Genomic DNA, 15,066 nt, shown 5'->3' on the forward strand with positions numbered 1-15,066 from the left:
TCTTTATATGTAAATGATTTTACCGCTATTATCTGCGGGTAAAATGTTCTCTTTTGCGACACACTCTCCGATGATTAAGACCGCTGGTGTGGCACACAATGTTGCCATTTTATCCAATTTTCCCACAGTTCCCACTATGGTGACTTGATCAGGCAGGTCAATTTTGGAGACAAATGCAGCAGGAAGATTGGGGTCAATGCCCTGTTTAGCTATGGCATCTTCGATTTTTTTCGCAAAACTGTGTGCCATCAAAACAACCACCGTATGCAACGGCTGTTTTAAAATGCTCACCCAATCATCATTAAACAAGGTCTCTCTTAAATGTGCAGAGACAATCGTCACGCCTTTAGAAATGTCGCGAATCGTAGGAACAATGCCTGAGACGGTACACGACCTTAGCGCTGAGGTAATGCCATTGATCACTTCAAAAGCGATGCCATGTTGCACCAATACCTGCTTTTCTTCACCTAAACGACCAAAGAGAAGCGGGTCACCACCTTTAAGGCGTCCGACAACCAAGCCTTGTTTGGCATATTCGAGTAAGAGTGCGTTGATTTCATCTTGCGTTTTAGAGTGAAAACCCTTTTTTTTGCTCACATCCACTACTTTACATGAAGCGGGGATGAGGGCTTGAATCTCTTTAGAGACTAAAGCATCCACCAAGGCAACATCTAAAAGCTCGAAAGCATTCAGTGCATCCAAGGTGAGATTGCCCACATAGCCTGTTCCACAGCCGATGAGAAAGACTTTTCCCGCACCAATTTTCGCAATATCTCGAAGTTTTTCGAGGTCACGGTCAGGTTTCTTTCGCTCGTTTTTAAGGCGTTCAATCAGTGATGTTAAATCACGTGGTAAAATCCGTTCAATCTTATCGCGGATCACTTGTGCCAATGTTGGAGAACTCCCTCCACTGCTGACAGCGACTTGAATGTCGCCACGACGGGTGAGCGCGCTAAAGTAAAAATCGCACAATTCAGGTACATCAACGACATTGAGCCAGAAATGATGCAGTGGTTTAAGTGCTACAAGACGGTTGGTCACATGTTCGTTGCCTGTTGCATCGATAATGACCTCAAACCCTTCTGCATCACCATCCTCGAACGTTTTACATGTAAAGATTTTGGAATCAAAATAGGCATCGAGCCTTGATTCTGCGACGATTTCATACGCAAAATCAAGACTGTCCAGTACGCGCGCTTTCTGTGCGGCGACTTTGCCCGCCCCAATTAAAAGCGTGCGTTTTGGTGTGAGTGCGATGCCTAAGGTACTCATTTTTTTACGATCCTGACACGCCAGCCATTACCTTCTTTAGTCGTCGCTTCGACGGTGTGTCCTTCGCTTGCGACTGATTTTGGCACGTTGTCAATCGGTGCGCCATCGTCGAGCAAAATCTCCAAGACTTCACCGCTTCCAATTTTGGAGAGTTCCATCTTTGTTTTGACAAAGTTCATCGGGCACGCCACGCCGCTAAGGTCTTTAAAATGGGCGGATTTTGCTTCAGTCTGCGTAGCCGCGGCTGCTGCTAACTCTTTTTCTTTGGCAAATTTCAGTGTATTGTCCATTGTTTCGTAAAGTTTGATCACTTCTTCAGCTAGCTCGATCGATTTTTCATCCGCATCGCCCTCTAGCATCGTGCCAAAGTAAGCGTTGAGCAGTGTCGTATCGACAAAAAGTGTTTTAAAGGCTTTGAGAACACCTGCTTTATCCCTAGCGTCTTCACCACGTGTGACGAGTAGCATACGAGCGGCCAAAAGACGAATCAACTCATAGTCTTTTTCCTCTTTCTCAAGTGCTTCTTTAAGTGCCTTTTTATCGGCTTCGATGAGGTCGTACATACCTGCACTACACTCGCCTGTGCCTCTTCCTTTTAACGAGAAGAGTTCCATCGCGTCATAGTCAAAGTAAGGGTTTTTATCCTCTTTGAATGAAGGAATATCGACGTATTTTTTGCTGATTTCGGTGATGATGGAAAGTCCACCATCATCAATCCAGTCTGCAAAACTCTCATAAGCCTTTACATGTAAAAGCCACGTATCCAAAACTTCTTCCACAAAAGCAGGGACATGAAAAGCTGCAACATCACCCGCTTTTTGGGCGTACACACTGCCTTCGCCTGATGTGCGTGAACCTGCTACGACGTTGTAAGCAGGGTATGAGTAGCCTTCATTGCGTTGCACTTTTCCGAAAAAGCCAAGATCGCCGATAAGGTGTTTACCACAACTGTTTGGACAACCTGAAAAATGGATTTTAAAGCCTTGAAGGGCGTCATAGTCACGCTCATCGATGAGTTTATTGAGACGTTTTTGAATCGCATCGACTGCACCACGAGGGCGAGCGATGCCAAGTTGACACGTTGCTGCACCGGTACACGCGACCATATCGCCAAAGAGCGTTGGTTTAGAAACTTCAACAGAAAATTTTTGCAAGATGTCGTGCAAACTTGCCATTTGAGGCGCTGTTAGGTTCCTTATGTAAAGGTTTTGATCGCCTGTAAAACGAAGCACGTCTTCACCAAAAGCTAGAAGTGCATTGGCAAGGTTGCGTGCATTTTCAAAGTGAATATCACCTAAATGCACAGGCACTTTACAACCGTAAAGCCCCTCTTGTTTTTGGGCGTAAACGTAGCGATTCCACCATTTTTTAATGTTTTCAGGAACAACGAAAGGTTCATGCGTCGTGTCGCCAACGGTGCGCTCAATTTCAGTGATAGGCATCTCCCAGTCACCTTTGTCTTTGACCGCTTTAAGCTCTACATCAAGGAGTCTGTTAAACTCTTCGAGACCTAGATCTTCAAATAAAAAGCGAAGGCGTGCAGCATGTTTGTTTTTGCGGTTGCCGTATTTGTCGAACACTTGTTTGATCGCTTGAGAGTACAAAAAGACTTCGGTATCTGGCACAAAGTCACGCAACAGGGTTCCCAAACGAGATTTTGCACCCATACCACCAGCGGTAAAGAGTTTAAAGCCTTTCACGCCATCTTGAATCTTAGCGATAAAGCCAACATCGTGAATCGTAGCATAACCGCGGTCTGCTTCTGAGCCACTAAAGGTGATTTTGAACTTTCGTGGAAGTGCGAACGAGTCTTTTTGCTCTAGCATTTTAGACGTCATCGCAAGGGCGTAAGGAGAGACATCAAAAATCTCATCTTTGGCTGTGCCTGCAAGTGGGTCTGCCATGACATTACGAACAGTATTTCCACCACCACCACGACCACTGAGGTCGATGCTGTGCAAGGTTGTGATAATGTCGATGATGTCTTCAATCTTGACATAATGAAGCTGTGCGCCACCACGTGTGGTGATGTGAATCGCTTCGTGCGCGTACTTTTGGGCTAAGTCTGCAAGCGTTAAAAGTTGTTTGGGGGTTAAAATACCGCCAGCGAGTTTAATGCGCACCATAAAGGTGTTGGCAGCACGTTGTTCATACACACCAAAAGGGACACGCATCGTTTTAAAGGTAAGCTCATCTAGTGTTCCAGCCAAAAACTCGGCATGGTTTTTTTTAAAAACTTCAAGGTCTTCATAGACCATTTCAGGGATAGTATATCTGCTCATAATCGTAACTCCTTTGATGTTACATGTAAAAAAGTAAAGCAGTTCAGAGTAAAACGCGGAGAAATGACCTGAAAGAGACACTTTGAGCCGATGGGACGAAAAAGCGGAGCGTTTCGGGGCTCCCATCGTGTCTCAACCGTGTCGATAGAAGGTTGTTTCGTAAGCTGTTTTACATTTTTCAACGCGCTTTACGGACTTTAAATAATTTCAATTTCTTCTTTTTCAACCGTTTTATTTTTAATAATAAATGACTTCATATCAGGAACCTCGCCTGCAAGTGAGACGATAATATAACTGACATTAGGATCGAACGCTAAACGAATGTCCTCTTCGCTCGGACGCGCAGGTGTTTCTGGGTGAGAGTGATAAACTGAAATCAGTCTAAGCCCCTCTTTTTGCGTTTTTTTAAACGCGTCAAACTGCTCTTGTGGATCAAAGCTGAAGTGTTCATTGCTTGCATCCGTATTTTTCATAGGGATGGCGTATTTCACTTCGCCATTGATGCCTGCAAGATAACCACACGCTTCGATGGGTGTATCTTTGAGTGCGTGTGCGACGATTTCATCGTACACGCTTTGGGACATTTTGATCATAGTTTTGCCTCACAGACAACCGCTTCGTAGTCTTTAATCTCTTTTATACCTTCCCCTCCACATACACGACATTTCGGGTTTTTCTTGAAGTTAACATTTCTAAAGTTCATTGTTTTGGCATCAAAGGTTAAGAGTCTGTTATAAAGTGGTTCACCCACACCGACGATGTATTTGAGTGCTTCTGCGGCTTGGATGGTTCCAAGCATTCCTGCAACGGCGCCTAAAATACCTGCACTTGAACATGTAGGAATAGCATTGGCTGGAGGAGGGCTGTCAAACACACACGCGTAACATGCACTCTCGTGAGGTTTAATGGTCATCGTTTGTCCGCCAAAACGCAAAATTCCGCCGTGTGAATAAGGGACGTTTGCCAACACACACGCATCGTTAATCAAAAATTTCGCCGAAAAATTGTCGGTTCCATCGATCACGAAGTCATACCCTTTAACGATATCCAAAATATTAGAAGCATCTAAAAAGTGTTTGTACACGGTTACTTTCACATTAGGGTTGATCGCTTCCATTTTTGCTTTGGCAGAGAGAACTTTCGCTACGCCAATGTCTGCTGTTGCATGGATGACTTGACGTTGAAGGTTTGAAAGATCGACTACATCGCCATCAACGATACCAATTTCACCAACACCTGCTGCTGCTAAGTAAAGTGCTACAGGGGAACCAAGCCCACCTGCACCGATCACTAAAATTTTAGAATTAGCAATTTTCTCTTGACCTTCAATGCCGACATCTTGGAGGATGATGTGACGTGAATAACGCTCTAATTCTTCATCGCTAAACTCTTTCACGCGCCACCTCCCATGAAGTATAAAAAGTTAATTTGATCGCCATCTTTAAGCGTAATTGTTGGATACTCATCTTTGGTTAAAAACTCGTCATTGAGTTGGACGGAGACCATATCTGGTTGTTCAACATCTTCGATGACCAATAATTCTGAAAGAACGATTCCGTCCTTAATCTCTTTTACGTCGCCGTTAATTGTAAGTTTCATTTTCTTCCTTTTTTTTATTTTTATAACGCCAAAAAAGCAAAGCTTCTTTGGCTACGCTTACCTCAAAGAGGCAGAATTTTATGTAAATTGGTGCGGGAAATATTTACGAAGGAGGGCAAAAAGTTCCTCTTCAAAATCCGCATTTTCACCTGCTTTGTCAACAAGTACATTGCTTATACTTGAGCTTTTAGTGCGACGTGTTGTGTACTGCTCTAATACCTCAGTAATGATACCACCACCAGCGATGTCAAATTCATCGACGATGACAAAACGACCGAGCTTTTGGTTCTCAGCAAAAAGTTCCATCGCTAAAAGATCGTGTACTCTAAAGATAACGCATGCTGCTTCATGACGTCCTACACTTGGCTCATCGGCGCGATCCAGCGTATCGCCATCAATCACGCGTTTAATCTCTTCAAGATAGATGGTACTTTGCGCTGAGCCTATCTTGATTTTGTACGGTTTATCAAGCTCAAGTGGTTTTGCACCCAACCAAAAGAGGTTCGCTTCAAAGCGATTACTGACTTTTGGGGCACTTTGGTCTGCACGCGCTACGACATCACCATTTTTCACATAAATTTGTGTTTGAAGTGTAAAGCCAATCGCTTCACTCTCTTTAACACTTGTTTTTACTTCGGTATTGAAACTCTCGATGCTTGCAACTTTAGAACGTTTGAGTGAAGGGTAAAAAACCACTTCATCGCCGACATTTAGTTCACCACTGGTAACGGTTCCCGCATAGATACGTCGGTCATCGTTATCGCGTGTAAATTTATAAACATCTTGCAATGGCATTCTAAAGTCATCATTCGCTTTTTCTTCCACGCTTTTGAAACTATCTAAAATTTCTAAAACGGTTGGTCCTTTATACCAAGGTGTTGAAGCAGAGTGTTCGATGAGGTTGACACCTTCTCTCGCACTGATTGGTATAAAGATGTCGCTTTTAATGCCCAGTGTTGCAAGGTATTCGCTGTACTCCACTTTTAGTTTTGTAAAGGCGATTTCACTAAAGTTTACCAAGTCCATTTTGTTAACGACAATCGCCACTTGTTTGATGCCCAAAAGGGAAAGAAGCATTCCATGACGTTTGGAGTTTTCAGCCACACCCTCTTTAGCGTCGATGAGAAGCAAAGCCGCCTCAGCACGGGACGCCCCACTGATCATGTTTTTCAAAAATTCGATGTGACCAGGTGCATCGATGATGATGTACTCTCGTTTTTTACTTTGGAAAAAGACGCGTGCACTGTCAATGGTAATGCCCTGTTTTTGCTCATCTGCTAGAGCATCGAGCAAGAAGGCATACTCAAACGGACGTGCGTTGTTTTCGCACATCTTTTTGACACTCTCAAGTTTTCCTTGTGGTAATGAGTCGGTATCGGCAAGAAGACGTCCAATGAGCGTACTCTTACCGTGATCAACGTGTCCTGTGATGACAATATTTAATCGTTGCATTACATATATCCTTCTTTTCTAAGTGCTTCAAGCGTTCCACCGCCGTCTTTATCTTGGGCACGACCAGAACGCTCTGCGATATCTTTAAACTTACCACTGGTGAGCTCTTCGATGATCTCTTTTGGGTTGGTCGCGTGTGAGTCGACAGGCGAAGTACACGGATAACATCCAAGTGATCGGTAGCGTTTGCCATTCCCTTGATCAAAATAGAGGTTGATAATAGGAATATTTTCCCTCTCGATGTACTCCCAAATATTGAGCTCCGTCCACTCTAACAGTGGGTGAATGCGCACATGCGTTCCCGGAGCGAAATCGGTTTTGTACTGATTCCAAAGCTCTGGCGGTTGCGTACTTGCATCCCATTCGCTTTTTTCATCACGTGCTGAGAAGACGCGCTCTTTAGAACGACTTCCCTCTTCATCGGCACGAACACCAACGATAACACCTGTATATGGCGAGCCGTTTAATTCATCTTCCCATGTCTTTTTGTAAGGATTCCATTTACGTCTTGCCCATGTACCATCAAGGGTATTTTTGAGCGCGTCGCTTTTGAGCTTTTTACAACAACTGAGGCGATCGAGTCCATTGACAAACGTTTCACCTTTTGCAAGGGCTTCTTTGTTTTGTCCTACAACAAGGTTAAGATCCCACTGTACGGCGATTTCATCGCGGTATTTGATCATCTCAGGAATTTTAAACGCTGTATCAATATGCACGAGTGGATACGGTACATGTCCAAAAAATGCTTTTCGTGTGAGCCACAACAGTACGGTGCTATCTTTACCGATGCTCCAAAGCATGGCAAGGTTTGGGAAGCTTCGATACGCTTCTCGCAAAATATAGATACTCTGAGCTTCGAGTCTGTCTAAATGATCCATTACTATCCTTTATTTCATTTTTAACACGTATCACAAGCAAAGCTCGCGATACTGCGCTAACGCTGAGTTTACCTCGGCGGTAAGCCCACGCTTCGCTTTTATTTTTCCTTATGCAGATGCAATCCGCACTCTTTATGTTCAGGGTTTTCCCACCACCATCTGCCCGCTCGTATATCTTCGCCCTCTTTAATGGCGCGTGTACAGGGCTTACAGCCGATGCTTTTAAAGCCTTTAGCGTACAAGGCATTTTGAGGTATAGCGTTTTCACGCATATAACGTTCCACGTCCTCATCGCTAAAATGGGTGAGGGGATTGAATTTTAGAAGCTTGAAATTCTCATCAAACTCCATTAACTTTGTGTCGCTTCTGGTGATTGACTGTGCGATGCGAATACCGCTAATCCAACCATGATACCCTTTTAATGCCTCAGCCAAAGGGACAAGTTTTCTCACTCTACAACACTCTTTACGAAGGTTGATGTCATCAAAGATGCCGTATTCTCCGACTTTTTCTTCTAAATCTTTGATCTGCTCATCACTAGCGCTAAAGCTTTTAATCTTTACGCCAAAAAAGGCTTCGATCTCTTTTTGATAGGCTAAAGATTCATCAAAAAGTTTATGTGTCTCCAATGTAAAAACGTCAAAATCTATTTCCGCTTTTTGGGCAAGAGAGATGTTGATAGCATCTTCACTTTGATGGCTAAATGCCAATGTCACTTTAAGTGCTTTAGCACCAACAAGTTCTTTAAGTGAATGAATCGCTTCTGCGACTTTTATTTCGTAGCTTTGGCTCATATTTGATACTCTAATTGTGTTTTTTCTCTACCAAAAGCGATCCTATTCCACGCTCTTTCATGGAAATAGTATAGCAATGTTTTGGTGATAAGCTCAAATGCCCCGATAGATACGGCAGCAAGTGGGCTTCCCGTGACGATAAAACTGATCAACATGGTGTCAACAGTTCCGAGTGTTCTCCAAGAGATTGCTTTAACGATACTTCGTTTTTTGTTCTCTACCATGTTGCCTCCTTTTTGATTTTTAGAATAATAGCATTTTACTCGGGTATTGTCAAGTAAGTTTATCAAAATAGTAATGTATAAAATTTGAAACTGATTACATAAGAAAAGCTTTCTTTAAGAGAGCGTTAAGGACGAAAAAAACTGAAGAATTTTACGATAGTACTATGAGGTGAAAAGAGGCATAAAAGTGAGAAAAGAGAGGAGCTTCCTCCTCCCTTCGAGAGTGAAATTATTAGATACGACACGCTAACCGTCATTGTTATGCATTGCTGTTGCCAAAGATTGAAGAGTACTGCTTTGGTTTTAGCATAGCAAAAAGGGTGAGGGAGCGTGTTACGCTATAAAGGCTAAAGAGAGCTTTTTGATCATGAATCCCTCCTAATAAGTTGAAATTGAATTAATTCTACTCCAAGATATTTGAGGTTTATTTAACACTTTAGGAGTAGTTGGTATGGCTAAGATTGTTCTTGGGTTTGAAAAAATAAAAGAAACTTGAAGTTTTTAATTGATAATGGTTATTATGACTTGTTAAAGATGTTTCTATGTATGATTCCATCACAAAATCAGATAAAGGATAGATATAATGAGCGTTTCATCCACTCTATTAAAAACATTTTTAGGGCTTAGCCTAGCATCAACTCTTGCACTCGCAAGCGAAATTAATGTGTATTCACATCGCCACTACGATAGTGATAAAGCCCTATTTAAGGCATTTGAAGAAAAAAGTGGCATTAAAGTCAATGTGATTACTGCAAAAGCAGAAGAGCTTGTTTCAAAGCTGAAAATTGAAGGCTCTAACAGTCCTGCTGATATGCTCATTACTTCAGATATTGGTAATTTATATGAAGCTAAAGAAGAGGGGCTGTTGCAAAAAATTGACTCAAAAGTGCTCACATCCAACATTCCAGCGCATTTAAGAGACAGTGACAATGAATGGTTTGGTCTAACAAAGCGTGCACGTATATTTGTGTATAACCCAGATAAAATCTCTGAAAAAGAGCTTGGAAGTTATATGGATTTAGCTGATCCTAAATTTAAAGGCAAAATTCTTACGCGTAGTTCATCCGCTGCGTACAATAAATCGCTTTTAGCGTCTATCATCGCAAATCATGGTGAAGCCAAAGCGTTAGAATTTGCCAAAGGGTTAGTCGCAAACTTTGCGAGAGATCCAAAAGGAAATGACAGAGACCAAATCAAAGCCGTAGCAAGTGGTGAAGGGGATTTGGCGATTGTTAATACCTATTATTTAGGCATAATGCTGAACAGTAAAGATCCTAAAGATGTTGAAATTGCAAAAAGTGTTAAGCTCTTTTTCCCTGCACAAAATGCTGAAGGTACGCACATCAACATCAGCGGTGCAGGTGTAACCAAGTATGCTAAAAACAGAGAAAATGCGATTAAATTGATTGAGTTTTTAAGCAGTCCTGAGGCGCAAACCATTTTTGCAGAAGCAAACCATGAGTACCCTGCAAACCCAGCAGTCAAAGCTTCTGGAACGGTCGCAACGTTTGGGGCGTTTAAAGAGGACACATTACCACTTTTGGAAGTAGGCAAATACAACAAAAAAGCAGTTGAAATCGCAACAAAGGCAAACTGGAGATAATGCAAACGTTTAAATATTTACTAGCCCCTCTTTTGGGGTTGGTAATCGCACTTCCTATTTTTTCACTTGTCGTCTACTTTATCGCACAGAGCGATTTTTCGATGACTTCGATTAACACTGCTGAGCTTTTACTTTACAGTAAAAACACAGCGTGTGTCCTTTTGGGCACAGCCTGTTTGGTGCTCATCTTAGGCATCAGCAGTGCGTTTATGAGTGCACGATTTGTTTACGTTGGAAGTCGATTTTTTAGCCTTGCCTTTGTCCTTCCTTTAGCCTTTCCAGCCTATATTTTAGGGTACAGTTATGTGGGTTTCTTTGAATTTCATGGCATCTTTGCCACACTTTTTTCACTTCCAAAGTTCAAATTTGACGTTTTAAATATCTACGGTGTTATCGCTATTCTCTCCTTTGCAATGTTTCCGTATGTGTTTATTTTGGCGCGCATCTCGTTTTCTTCCATCTCTTCAACGGTGGTAGAACTCGTTTCACTTAAACAGCTTCCCTCATATAAAGCCTTTTTCACGGTCTATCTGCCTTTGGCATACCCCGCCATTTTTGCAGGACTTGTCCTTGCTATGATGGAAGTACTCAGTGACTACGGCACGGTAGCCTACTTTGGTGTCGATACCTTTAGTGTGGGCATTTTCAAAAGTTGGTTTGGGTATGGCAATTTAAGTGAAGCGATTAACCTTGCGATTATCATGCTTGTTATGGTTTTTGCCATTATGTTTGGTGAATCACGCCTAAGAGCACGGTTTCGGTTTATCAGCTCTACGCACAGCAGTAACAAAGCGCCTAAAATGGTACTTCGAGGTTGGCATAATGCTCTAGCTTTCGGGCTTTCATTGGTTATTAGTACCTTTACGCTTTTCATTCCAGCGGGTGTACTGCTGTACTGGTTTTATCTTGACATGAATACCCTTGATTGGGGTGCTTTGGGCTATCTTTACCGCACACTGAGTCTTAATGGTCTCTCTGCCTTGCTCATCATCGCTTTAGCCTTTGTGATGGTTTATGCTTCACGTTTTTACCCAAGTAAATTAGGCAGCATTAGCCATAAACTCTCGATGCTTGGCTACTCCATTCCAGGTGCTATTGTCGGTATAGGCATTTTACTTTTTACCAATTTTATCGACCAAAGTTTAGGCAAAGTCGTACTGGGTGGCACTTTTTTTGCGCTGATTTTTGCCTATTTGACGCGCTATTTTGCGGCCAGTATTGGCTCGGTTGAAAATGGTTTTAGCAAAATCGATAAAACCATTGACGATGCAACCATCATTTTTGGAACGAGCGAGCTAGGGCGTATGTTTAAAGTTTATTTGCCACTCATGCGACCCTATTTGTTGAGCGGATTTTTGATTCTCTACATTGACCTTGCAAAAGAACTTCCCGCAACCTTGCTTCTAAGACCGTTTAACTACGACACCATCGCCATTCGCATTTATGAGCTCGCGAGCAATGAGATCCTTTATAAAAGCGCCTTCCCGTCGCTCTTATTGGTCGGTACAACCGCCATTGCGGTTTTATTACTCAATTCAAAATTTGTACGAGGTAGAAGATGAAACCTATCGTAAGCATCGAAAATTTACACAAACGTTTTTGCAAAGGCACTGTCTGTGTCGCTAATGAGATTGGTTTCTCCATCAATGAAGGTGAAATTTTTACCATTTTAGGCAGAAGTGGCAGTGGTAAAACGACTCTTTTACGGATGCTCTCAGGGCTTGAAAATCCCGACAGTGGAACCATTCGCATTGGCGATAACGTTGTTTTTGATGCCAATACAAACCTTCCTCCCAATCAACGCCAAATTGCCATCGTTTTTCAAAATTATGCACTGCTACCGCACCTTAGTATCGCCCAAAACATCGCTTTTGGAAGCAAAGCAAGTCAAGAAGAGGTTTTACAGGTAATGCAAAAAACCAAGATAGAAATGCTCTCTTCCAAGTACCCGCATGAGATAAGCGGTGGTCAGCAACAACGTGTTGCATTGGCACGTGCCATCTTGGATAAGCCTAAGATTTTACTGCTCGATGAACCACTGAGCAACATTGACACCGAACTAAGAGCCATTTTAAGGGCTGAGCTTAAGGAGATGATCAAACTCTTTGGTATCACAGCTCTTTTTATTACCCATGACAAAGAAGACGCGTTTTTTCTTTCCGACCGCATTGCCATTATGGATGGGGGTGACATTTTGCAAATCGGCACACCTAAAGAGATTTACAACCATCCTAATTCTCTCTACTGTGCTAATTTCTTGGGCAAAATAAATGCGCTCCCAAAATGCCTGAGTATCGATGAAAAAGAGGTCTATTGTCGTTTGGATGCCGTGCGATTAACCCCTGATTTGAAGCATAAAGCCGTGATTAAAGAGATTGTTTTTTACGGGAGTTTTTATGAAATTGCGTTGGCGTTTGAAGATACAACATTGATGGCATATAGTTTTGATGACACACTCAATGTTGGTGACACGATAGGCTTTGAGATCGATGAGAGTAAACTTATAACGTTTGCGCTAGAATAATTTTATCTGTATTTCATAAAAGGATTTTTATGGATAGACGCCAATCGATTCTTACATTAGCTTTTCTTGGTGCGAGTGTGCCATGGGCTCTTTATGCCAGTGATGAAAAAGCATTGGTTATTGAGTCTGACAATGAAGCTTTAAAGTTTAAAGTAGGCAAAGATGCCTTTATGCTCAGACCAAAGAGCAAAATAGAACTTACCCACGATGGGATTTTTACCAAAACGCTTAAACTTGTTGGCGGAAGTGTTATGGGTGTTTTCGGTGGTGGTGAAAAAATAATAGAGACAAAGACATTTACTGCGGGTATAAGAGGTACAGGAATTTACCTACAAGAGTATGCTTCTGATGCGGTGTATAGTTGCTTGTGTTATGGTGTGGCGGATTATAAAAATCCACTCAACGGCGATACTCTTTTTTCACTGAGCTCAATTTATCACGATAGACCCGTAGAAATTGTGAAAACACATCTGGGAAAGATCGAAGTTCAAAACTCAAATATCAACAATCACAATGACGATGAGTTGCGCTATTTAGAGCATCTTTGCCAACGAGAAGTTCCATTTGAGGAGTATTTAAAAGCAGAAAAAGCAAAACGACACTCCTAAAACAAGACACTAAATGTAGAGCCTTCTTTTTCGATGGAGGTAATTTCAAGTTTAAATCCATTGGTTTTACAGATAGTGTTTACGATGTCTAAACCAATGCCAAAGCCACCTTTGTCAGCGTTGGCTCGTTTATAGCGTTTCGTAATGTCGCCTAGTTTTGAGCTTTGTATTCCTATACCTGTGTCTTTAACACACAATTTCTCAAAATCCAGTCTAACTTCAATGCTTCCTTCAAAATGATTGTACTTAATCGCGTTAGAGAGTAAATTGTCTATGAGTTTTGTAAGACTCTCTTCGTTGATATGTAAAAATTTTTCTTCTAGGTGTAGGATTAAGTCAATGTGCTTACTTGCCATCAAATCTGCACAGTATTCGAGGCGTTCAACGATGAGTTTTTTCACATCGACATCGCTTTTTCCTTCGTTTTGTTTATCGTGTAGAAGCATGTAACTCAGGTTACTATACAACGTTGCGATGCGTTTGGCACTCAGTTCGATGCGTTTTCGTTTTTTCTCGTCCACATCTTTAAGCGTACTAATGCTCATCAAAATCGCTGTAATAGGCGTGTTGAGCTCATGTGTGGAGTCTTTGATGAAAGTGTCGAGTGTTTCGATCTCTGCTTTAATGGGTTTTAAAAAGAGTTTGGCAAGCACATAACCCAAAATCGTAGCAAACGCAAGACTTAGCACTAAATAAAGCAGTATTTGCAAGCGCAGCGTTTGGATCATACTCGCGCTGTGAGTATGTTTGAGAACAATGGTCTGAATGCCAAGATGTTTTTGGCTGCTTTCATCGAGCGCGTAAAAGCTGTTGCCTTCAAGGTAAAATGTTTTAGAAAAATCCACAGACTCAGGAAAACTGACGTGTAAAGGTTTATTATGTTCATCAAACAGTCCTAGTTGGTACTCTTTTTCCAAGCCAAAGCACGTCTCGGTAGGCTTTTCAGCAAGGCATTTGTGAAGTGTGTCATCTTCCATCATATGTGCGGTGACGATTTTGTGCGCGATGCTTGAAGCGGTAGAGCGCATTTTAAGGGCATAGTTTTCATGCAAATTTTTGATCTCAATGGTATAAAACATCCATGCGAGTAGGCAGATGAATGTATAAATAGAGCCAAGATAGATGAGTAAAAACCTCAAAAGCGAGCGTTTTTCATAAGCACTTAAAACGATAACCAACTCCTTTGATGTTCTCTATAAGGCTCTCAAGCCCATAGCTACGCAGGTTTTTAATGTAGGTTCGAAGCGTCGAGTGTGTTGGCACTTCACCAAAGCGCCACACCTCTTCGATGATCTCTTCAAAACTCAGAAGACGATTTTGGTGTGCTAAAAAATACTCCAAAAGCTGAGCCTCTTTTTTACGAAGTTTATACGACGTTTCAGGCGTGAATATCTGATAGTTTTGCGGATCGTAATGAATAGTTGAAGAGAGTTTTAAGAGCGCATTTTCTTCGATGTGGTGCAACTTTTTCGTGCGCTCGATGCGCACCAAAAGCTCTTCAAGTTCAAACGGTTTTTTGAGGTAATCCTCCGCTCCCAAAGCAAACCCTTTTTTCACATCGCTGATTTGATCCAGTGACGTGATGAAAATGACAGGCGTGGCGATGTTCGCCTCTTTGAGTGTTTTTAAAAGCTCAAAACCGCTCAGGCTTGGGACGTTGATGTCCAAAACCAAGATGTCAAACTTGTCCTCAAAAATGGCATCAAGCGCTTCTTTACCATCATAAAAGAGTTTAACATGCAAGCCATGCTCGACTAAAAACTCTTCAATAATTTCGCTAAGAATGGGGTCATCTTCTAGGAGTAATAGTTTCATGAAAGCATTATACAT

General features: G+C 42.0%; 15 protein-coding genes. 4 read left to right on the plus strand and 11 right to left on the minus strand.

Features of this window, described 5'->3' with window-relative positions; all coding sequences use genetic code 11:
* Nucleotides 1-3: 3 nt before the first annotated feature.
* The 9 genes from cobA to V7Q04_RS09675 form a co-directional block, all read right to left on the minus strand.
* On the minus strand, nucleotides 4-1,272 hold the full coding sequence (gene cobA, locus V7Q04_RS09635; RefSeq protein WP_333804825.1) for a uroporphyrinogen-III C-methyltransferase: 1,269 nt from the start codon (nucleotides 1,270-1,272) through the stop codon (nucleotides 4-6).
* Nucleotides 1,269-3,554, minus strand: a complete 2,286-nt coding sequence (locus tag V7Q04_RS09640; RefSeq protein ID WP_333804826.1) for a sulfurtransferase TusA family protein — start codon at nucleotides 3,552-3,554, stop codon at nucleotides 1,269-1,271. Before V7Q04_RS09640 ends, cobA begins: the two co-directional genes overlap by 4 nt.
* A gap of 197 nt (nucleotides 3,555-3,751) precedes the next feature.
* Complete coding sequence (locus V7Q04_RS09645) at nucleotides 3,752-4,147, minus strand: M67 family metallopeptidase (RefSeq protein WP_333804827.1); 396 nt, start codon at nucleotides 4,145-4,147, stop codon at nucleotides 3,752-3,754.
* Nucleotides 4,144-4,950, minus strand: a complete 807-nt coding sequence (locus V7Q04_RS09650; RefSeq protein ID WP_333804828.1) for a HesA/MoeB/ThiF family protein — start codon at nucleotides 4,948-4,950, stop codon at nucleotides 4,144-4,146. The genes V7Q04_RS09645 and V7Q04_RS09650 overlap by 4 nt, the downstream gene beginning before the upstream one ends.
* Nucleotides 4,947-5,153 carry a sulfur carrier protein ThiS gene (thiS, locus tag V7Q04_RS09655; protein WP_333804829.1) on the minus strand — a complete coding sequence of 69 codons (207 nt, stop codon included), beginning with the start codon at nucleotides 5,151-5,153 and terminating at the stop codon, nucleotides 4,947-4,949. The genes V7Q04_RS09650 and thiS overlap by 4 nt, the downstream gene beginning before the upstream one ends.
* Nucleotides 5,154-5,231: 78 nt before the next feature.
* Nucleotides 5,232-6,605: a sulfate adenylyltransferase subunit 1 gene (locus V7Q04_RS09660; protein WP_333804830.1), complete on the minus strand. Its 1,374-nt coding sequence runs from the start codon at nucleotides 6,603-6,605 to the stop codon at nucleotides 5,232-5,234.
* Nucleotides 6,605-7,483 (minus strand): sulfate adenylyltransferase subunit CysD, encoded by an 879-nt coding sequence (gene cysD, locus V7Q04_RS09665; RefSeq protein ID WP_333804832.1) that lies wholly within the window; start codon nucleotides 7,481-7,483, stop codon nucleotides 6,605-6,607. Before cysD ends, V7Q04_RS09660 begins: the two co-directional genes overlap by 1 nt.
* A 98-nt stretch (nucleotides 7,484-7,581) precedes the next feature.
* The gene (locus V7Q04_RS09670; RefSeq protein WP_333804833.1) at nucleotides 7,582-8,277 is read right to left on the minus strand and encodes a phosphoadenylyl-sulfate reductase; all 696 of its coding nucleotides are present in this window, start codon (nucleotides 8,275-8,277) and stop codon (nucleotides 7,582-7,584) included.
* Entirely contained in the window at nucleotides 8,274-8,501 is a 228-nt protein-coding gene (locus V7Q04_RS09675; protein WP_333804835.1) for a DUF2061 domain-containing protein, read from the minus strand. Before V7Q04_RS09675 ends, V7Q04_RS09670 begins: the two co-directional genes overlap by 4 nt.
* A gap of 583 nt (nucleotides 8,502-9,084) precedes the next feature.
* Here V7Q04_RS09675 and V7Q04_RS09680 point away from each other — a divergent pair.
* The 4 genes from V7Q04_RS09680 to V7Q04_RS09695 are packed head-to-tail and all read left to right on the plus strand — an operon-like array spanning nucleotide 9,085 to nucleotide 13,236.
* On the plus strand, nucleotides 9,085-10,104 hold the full coding sequence (locus V7Q04_RS09680; RefSeq protein ID WP_333804837.1) for a Fe(3+) ABC transporter substrate-binding protein: 1,020 nt from the start codon (nucleotides 9,085-9,087) through the stop codon (nucleotides 10,102-10,104).
* On the plus strand, nucleotides 10,104-11,666 hold the full coding sequence (locus V7Q04_RS09685; RefSeq protein ID WP_333804838.1) for an ABC transporter permease: 1,563 nt from the start codon (nucleotides 10,104-10,106) through the stop codon (nucleotides 11,664-11,666). The genes V7Q04_RS09680 and V7Q04_RS09685 overlap by 1 nt, the downstream gene beginning before the upstream one ends.
* The gene (locus V7Q04_RS09690; RefSeq protein WP_333804839.1) at nucleotides 11,663-12,628 is read left to right on the plus strand and encodes an ABC transporter ATP-binding protein; all 966 of its coding nucleotides are present in this window, start codon (nucleotides 11,663-11,665) and stop codon (nucleotides 12,626-12,628) included. The genes V7Q04_RS09685 and V7Q04_RS09690 overlap by 4 nt, the downstream gene beginning before the upstream one ends.
* Nucleotides 12,629-12,657: 29 nt before the next feature.
* On the plus strand, nucleotides 12,658-13,236 hold the full coding sequence (locus V7Q04_RS09695) for a hypothetical protein (RefSeq protein WP_333804841.1): 579 nt from the start codon (nucleotides 12,658-12,660) through the stop codon (nucleotides 13,234-13,236).
* On the opposite strand, the gene V7Q04_RS09700 is transcribed toward V7Q04_RS09695, so the two are convergent.
* A complete protein-coding gene (locus tag V7Q04_RS09700; protein ID WP_333804843.1) occupies nucleotides 13,233-14,414 on the minus strand; it encodes a sensor histidine kinase in 1,182 nt (393 codons plus the stop codon). The genes V7Q04_RS09695 and V7Q04_RS09700 overlap by 4 nt on opposite strands.
* The gene (locus V7Q04_RS09705; protein WP_333804845.1) at nucleotides 14,389-15,051 is read right to left on the minus strand and encodes a response regulator transcription factor; all 663 of its coding nucleotides are present in this window, start codon (nucleotides 15,049-15,051) and stop codon (nucleotides 14,389-14,391) included. Before V7Q04_RS09705 ends, V7Q04_RS09700 begins: the two co-directional genes overlap by 26 nt.
* Nucleotides 15,052-15,066: the final 15 nt, after the last annotated feature.

It is taken from the genome of Sulfurospirillum sp. (assembly GCF_036802865.1).
GTDB lineage: Bacteria > Campylobacterota > Campylobacteria > Campylobacterales > Sulfurospirillaceae > Sulfurospirillum.

What these genes read in the sequence shown, in the direction of transcription:
- V7Q04_RS09680 (WP_333804837.1), top strand. Translation starts at nt 9,085, where the DNA reads ATGAGCGTTTCATCCACTCTATTAAAAACATTTTTAGGGCTTAGCCTA.
- V7Q04_RS09690 (WP_333804839.1), top strand. Translation starts at nt 11,663, where the DNA reads ATGAAACCTATCGTAAGCATCGAAAATTTACACAAACGTTTTTGCAAA.
- V7Q04_RS09685 (WP_333804838.1), top strand. Translation starts at nt 10,104, where the DNA reads ATGCAAACGTTTAAATATTTACTAGCCCCTCTTTTGGGGTTGGTAATC.
- V7Q04_RS09695 (WP_333804841.1), top strand. Translation starts at nt 12,658, where the DNA reads ATGGATAGACGCCAATCGATTCTTACATTAGCTTTTCTTGGTGCGAGT.
- V7Q04_RS09670 (WP_333804833.1), bottom strand. Translation starts at nt 8,277, where the DNA reads ATGAGCCAAAGCTACGAAATAAAAGTCGCAGAAGCGATTCATTCACTT.
- V7Q04_RS09660 (WP_333804830.1), bottom strand. Translation starts at nt 6,605, where the DNA reads ATGCAACGATTAAATATTGTCATCACAGGACACGTTGATCACGGTAAG.
- V7Q04_RS09705 (WP_333804845.1), bottom strand. Translation starts at nt 15,051, where the DNA reads ATGAAACTATTACTCCTAGAAGATGACCCCATTCTTAGCGAAATTATT.
- cysD (WP_333804832.1), bottom strand. Translation starts at nt 7,483, where the DNA reads ATGGATCATTTAGACAGACTCGAAGCTCAGAGTATCTATATTTTGCGA.
- V7Q04_RS09675 (WP_333804835.1), bottom strand. Translation starts at nt 8,501, where the DNA reads ATGGTAGAGAACAAAAAACGAAGTATCGTTAAAGCAATCTCTTGGAGA.
- V7Q04_RS09645 (WP_333804827.1), bottom strand. Translation starts at nt 4,147, where the DNA reads ATGATCAAAATGTCCCAAAGCGTGTACGATGAAATCGTCGCACACGCA.
- V7Q04_RS09640 (WP_333804826.1), bottom strand. Translation starts at nt 3,554, where the DNA reads ATGAGCAGATATACTATCCCTGAAATGGTCTATGAAGACCTTGAAGTT.
- cobA (WP_333804825.1), bottom strand. Translation starts at nt 1,272, where the DNA reads ATGAGTACCTTAGGCATCGCACTCACACCAAAACGCACGCTTTTAATT.
- thiS (WP_333804829.1), bottom strand. Translation starts at nt 5,153, where the DNA reads ATGAAACTTACAATTAACGGCGACGTAAAAGAGATTAAGGACGGAATC.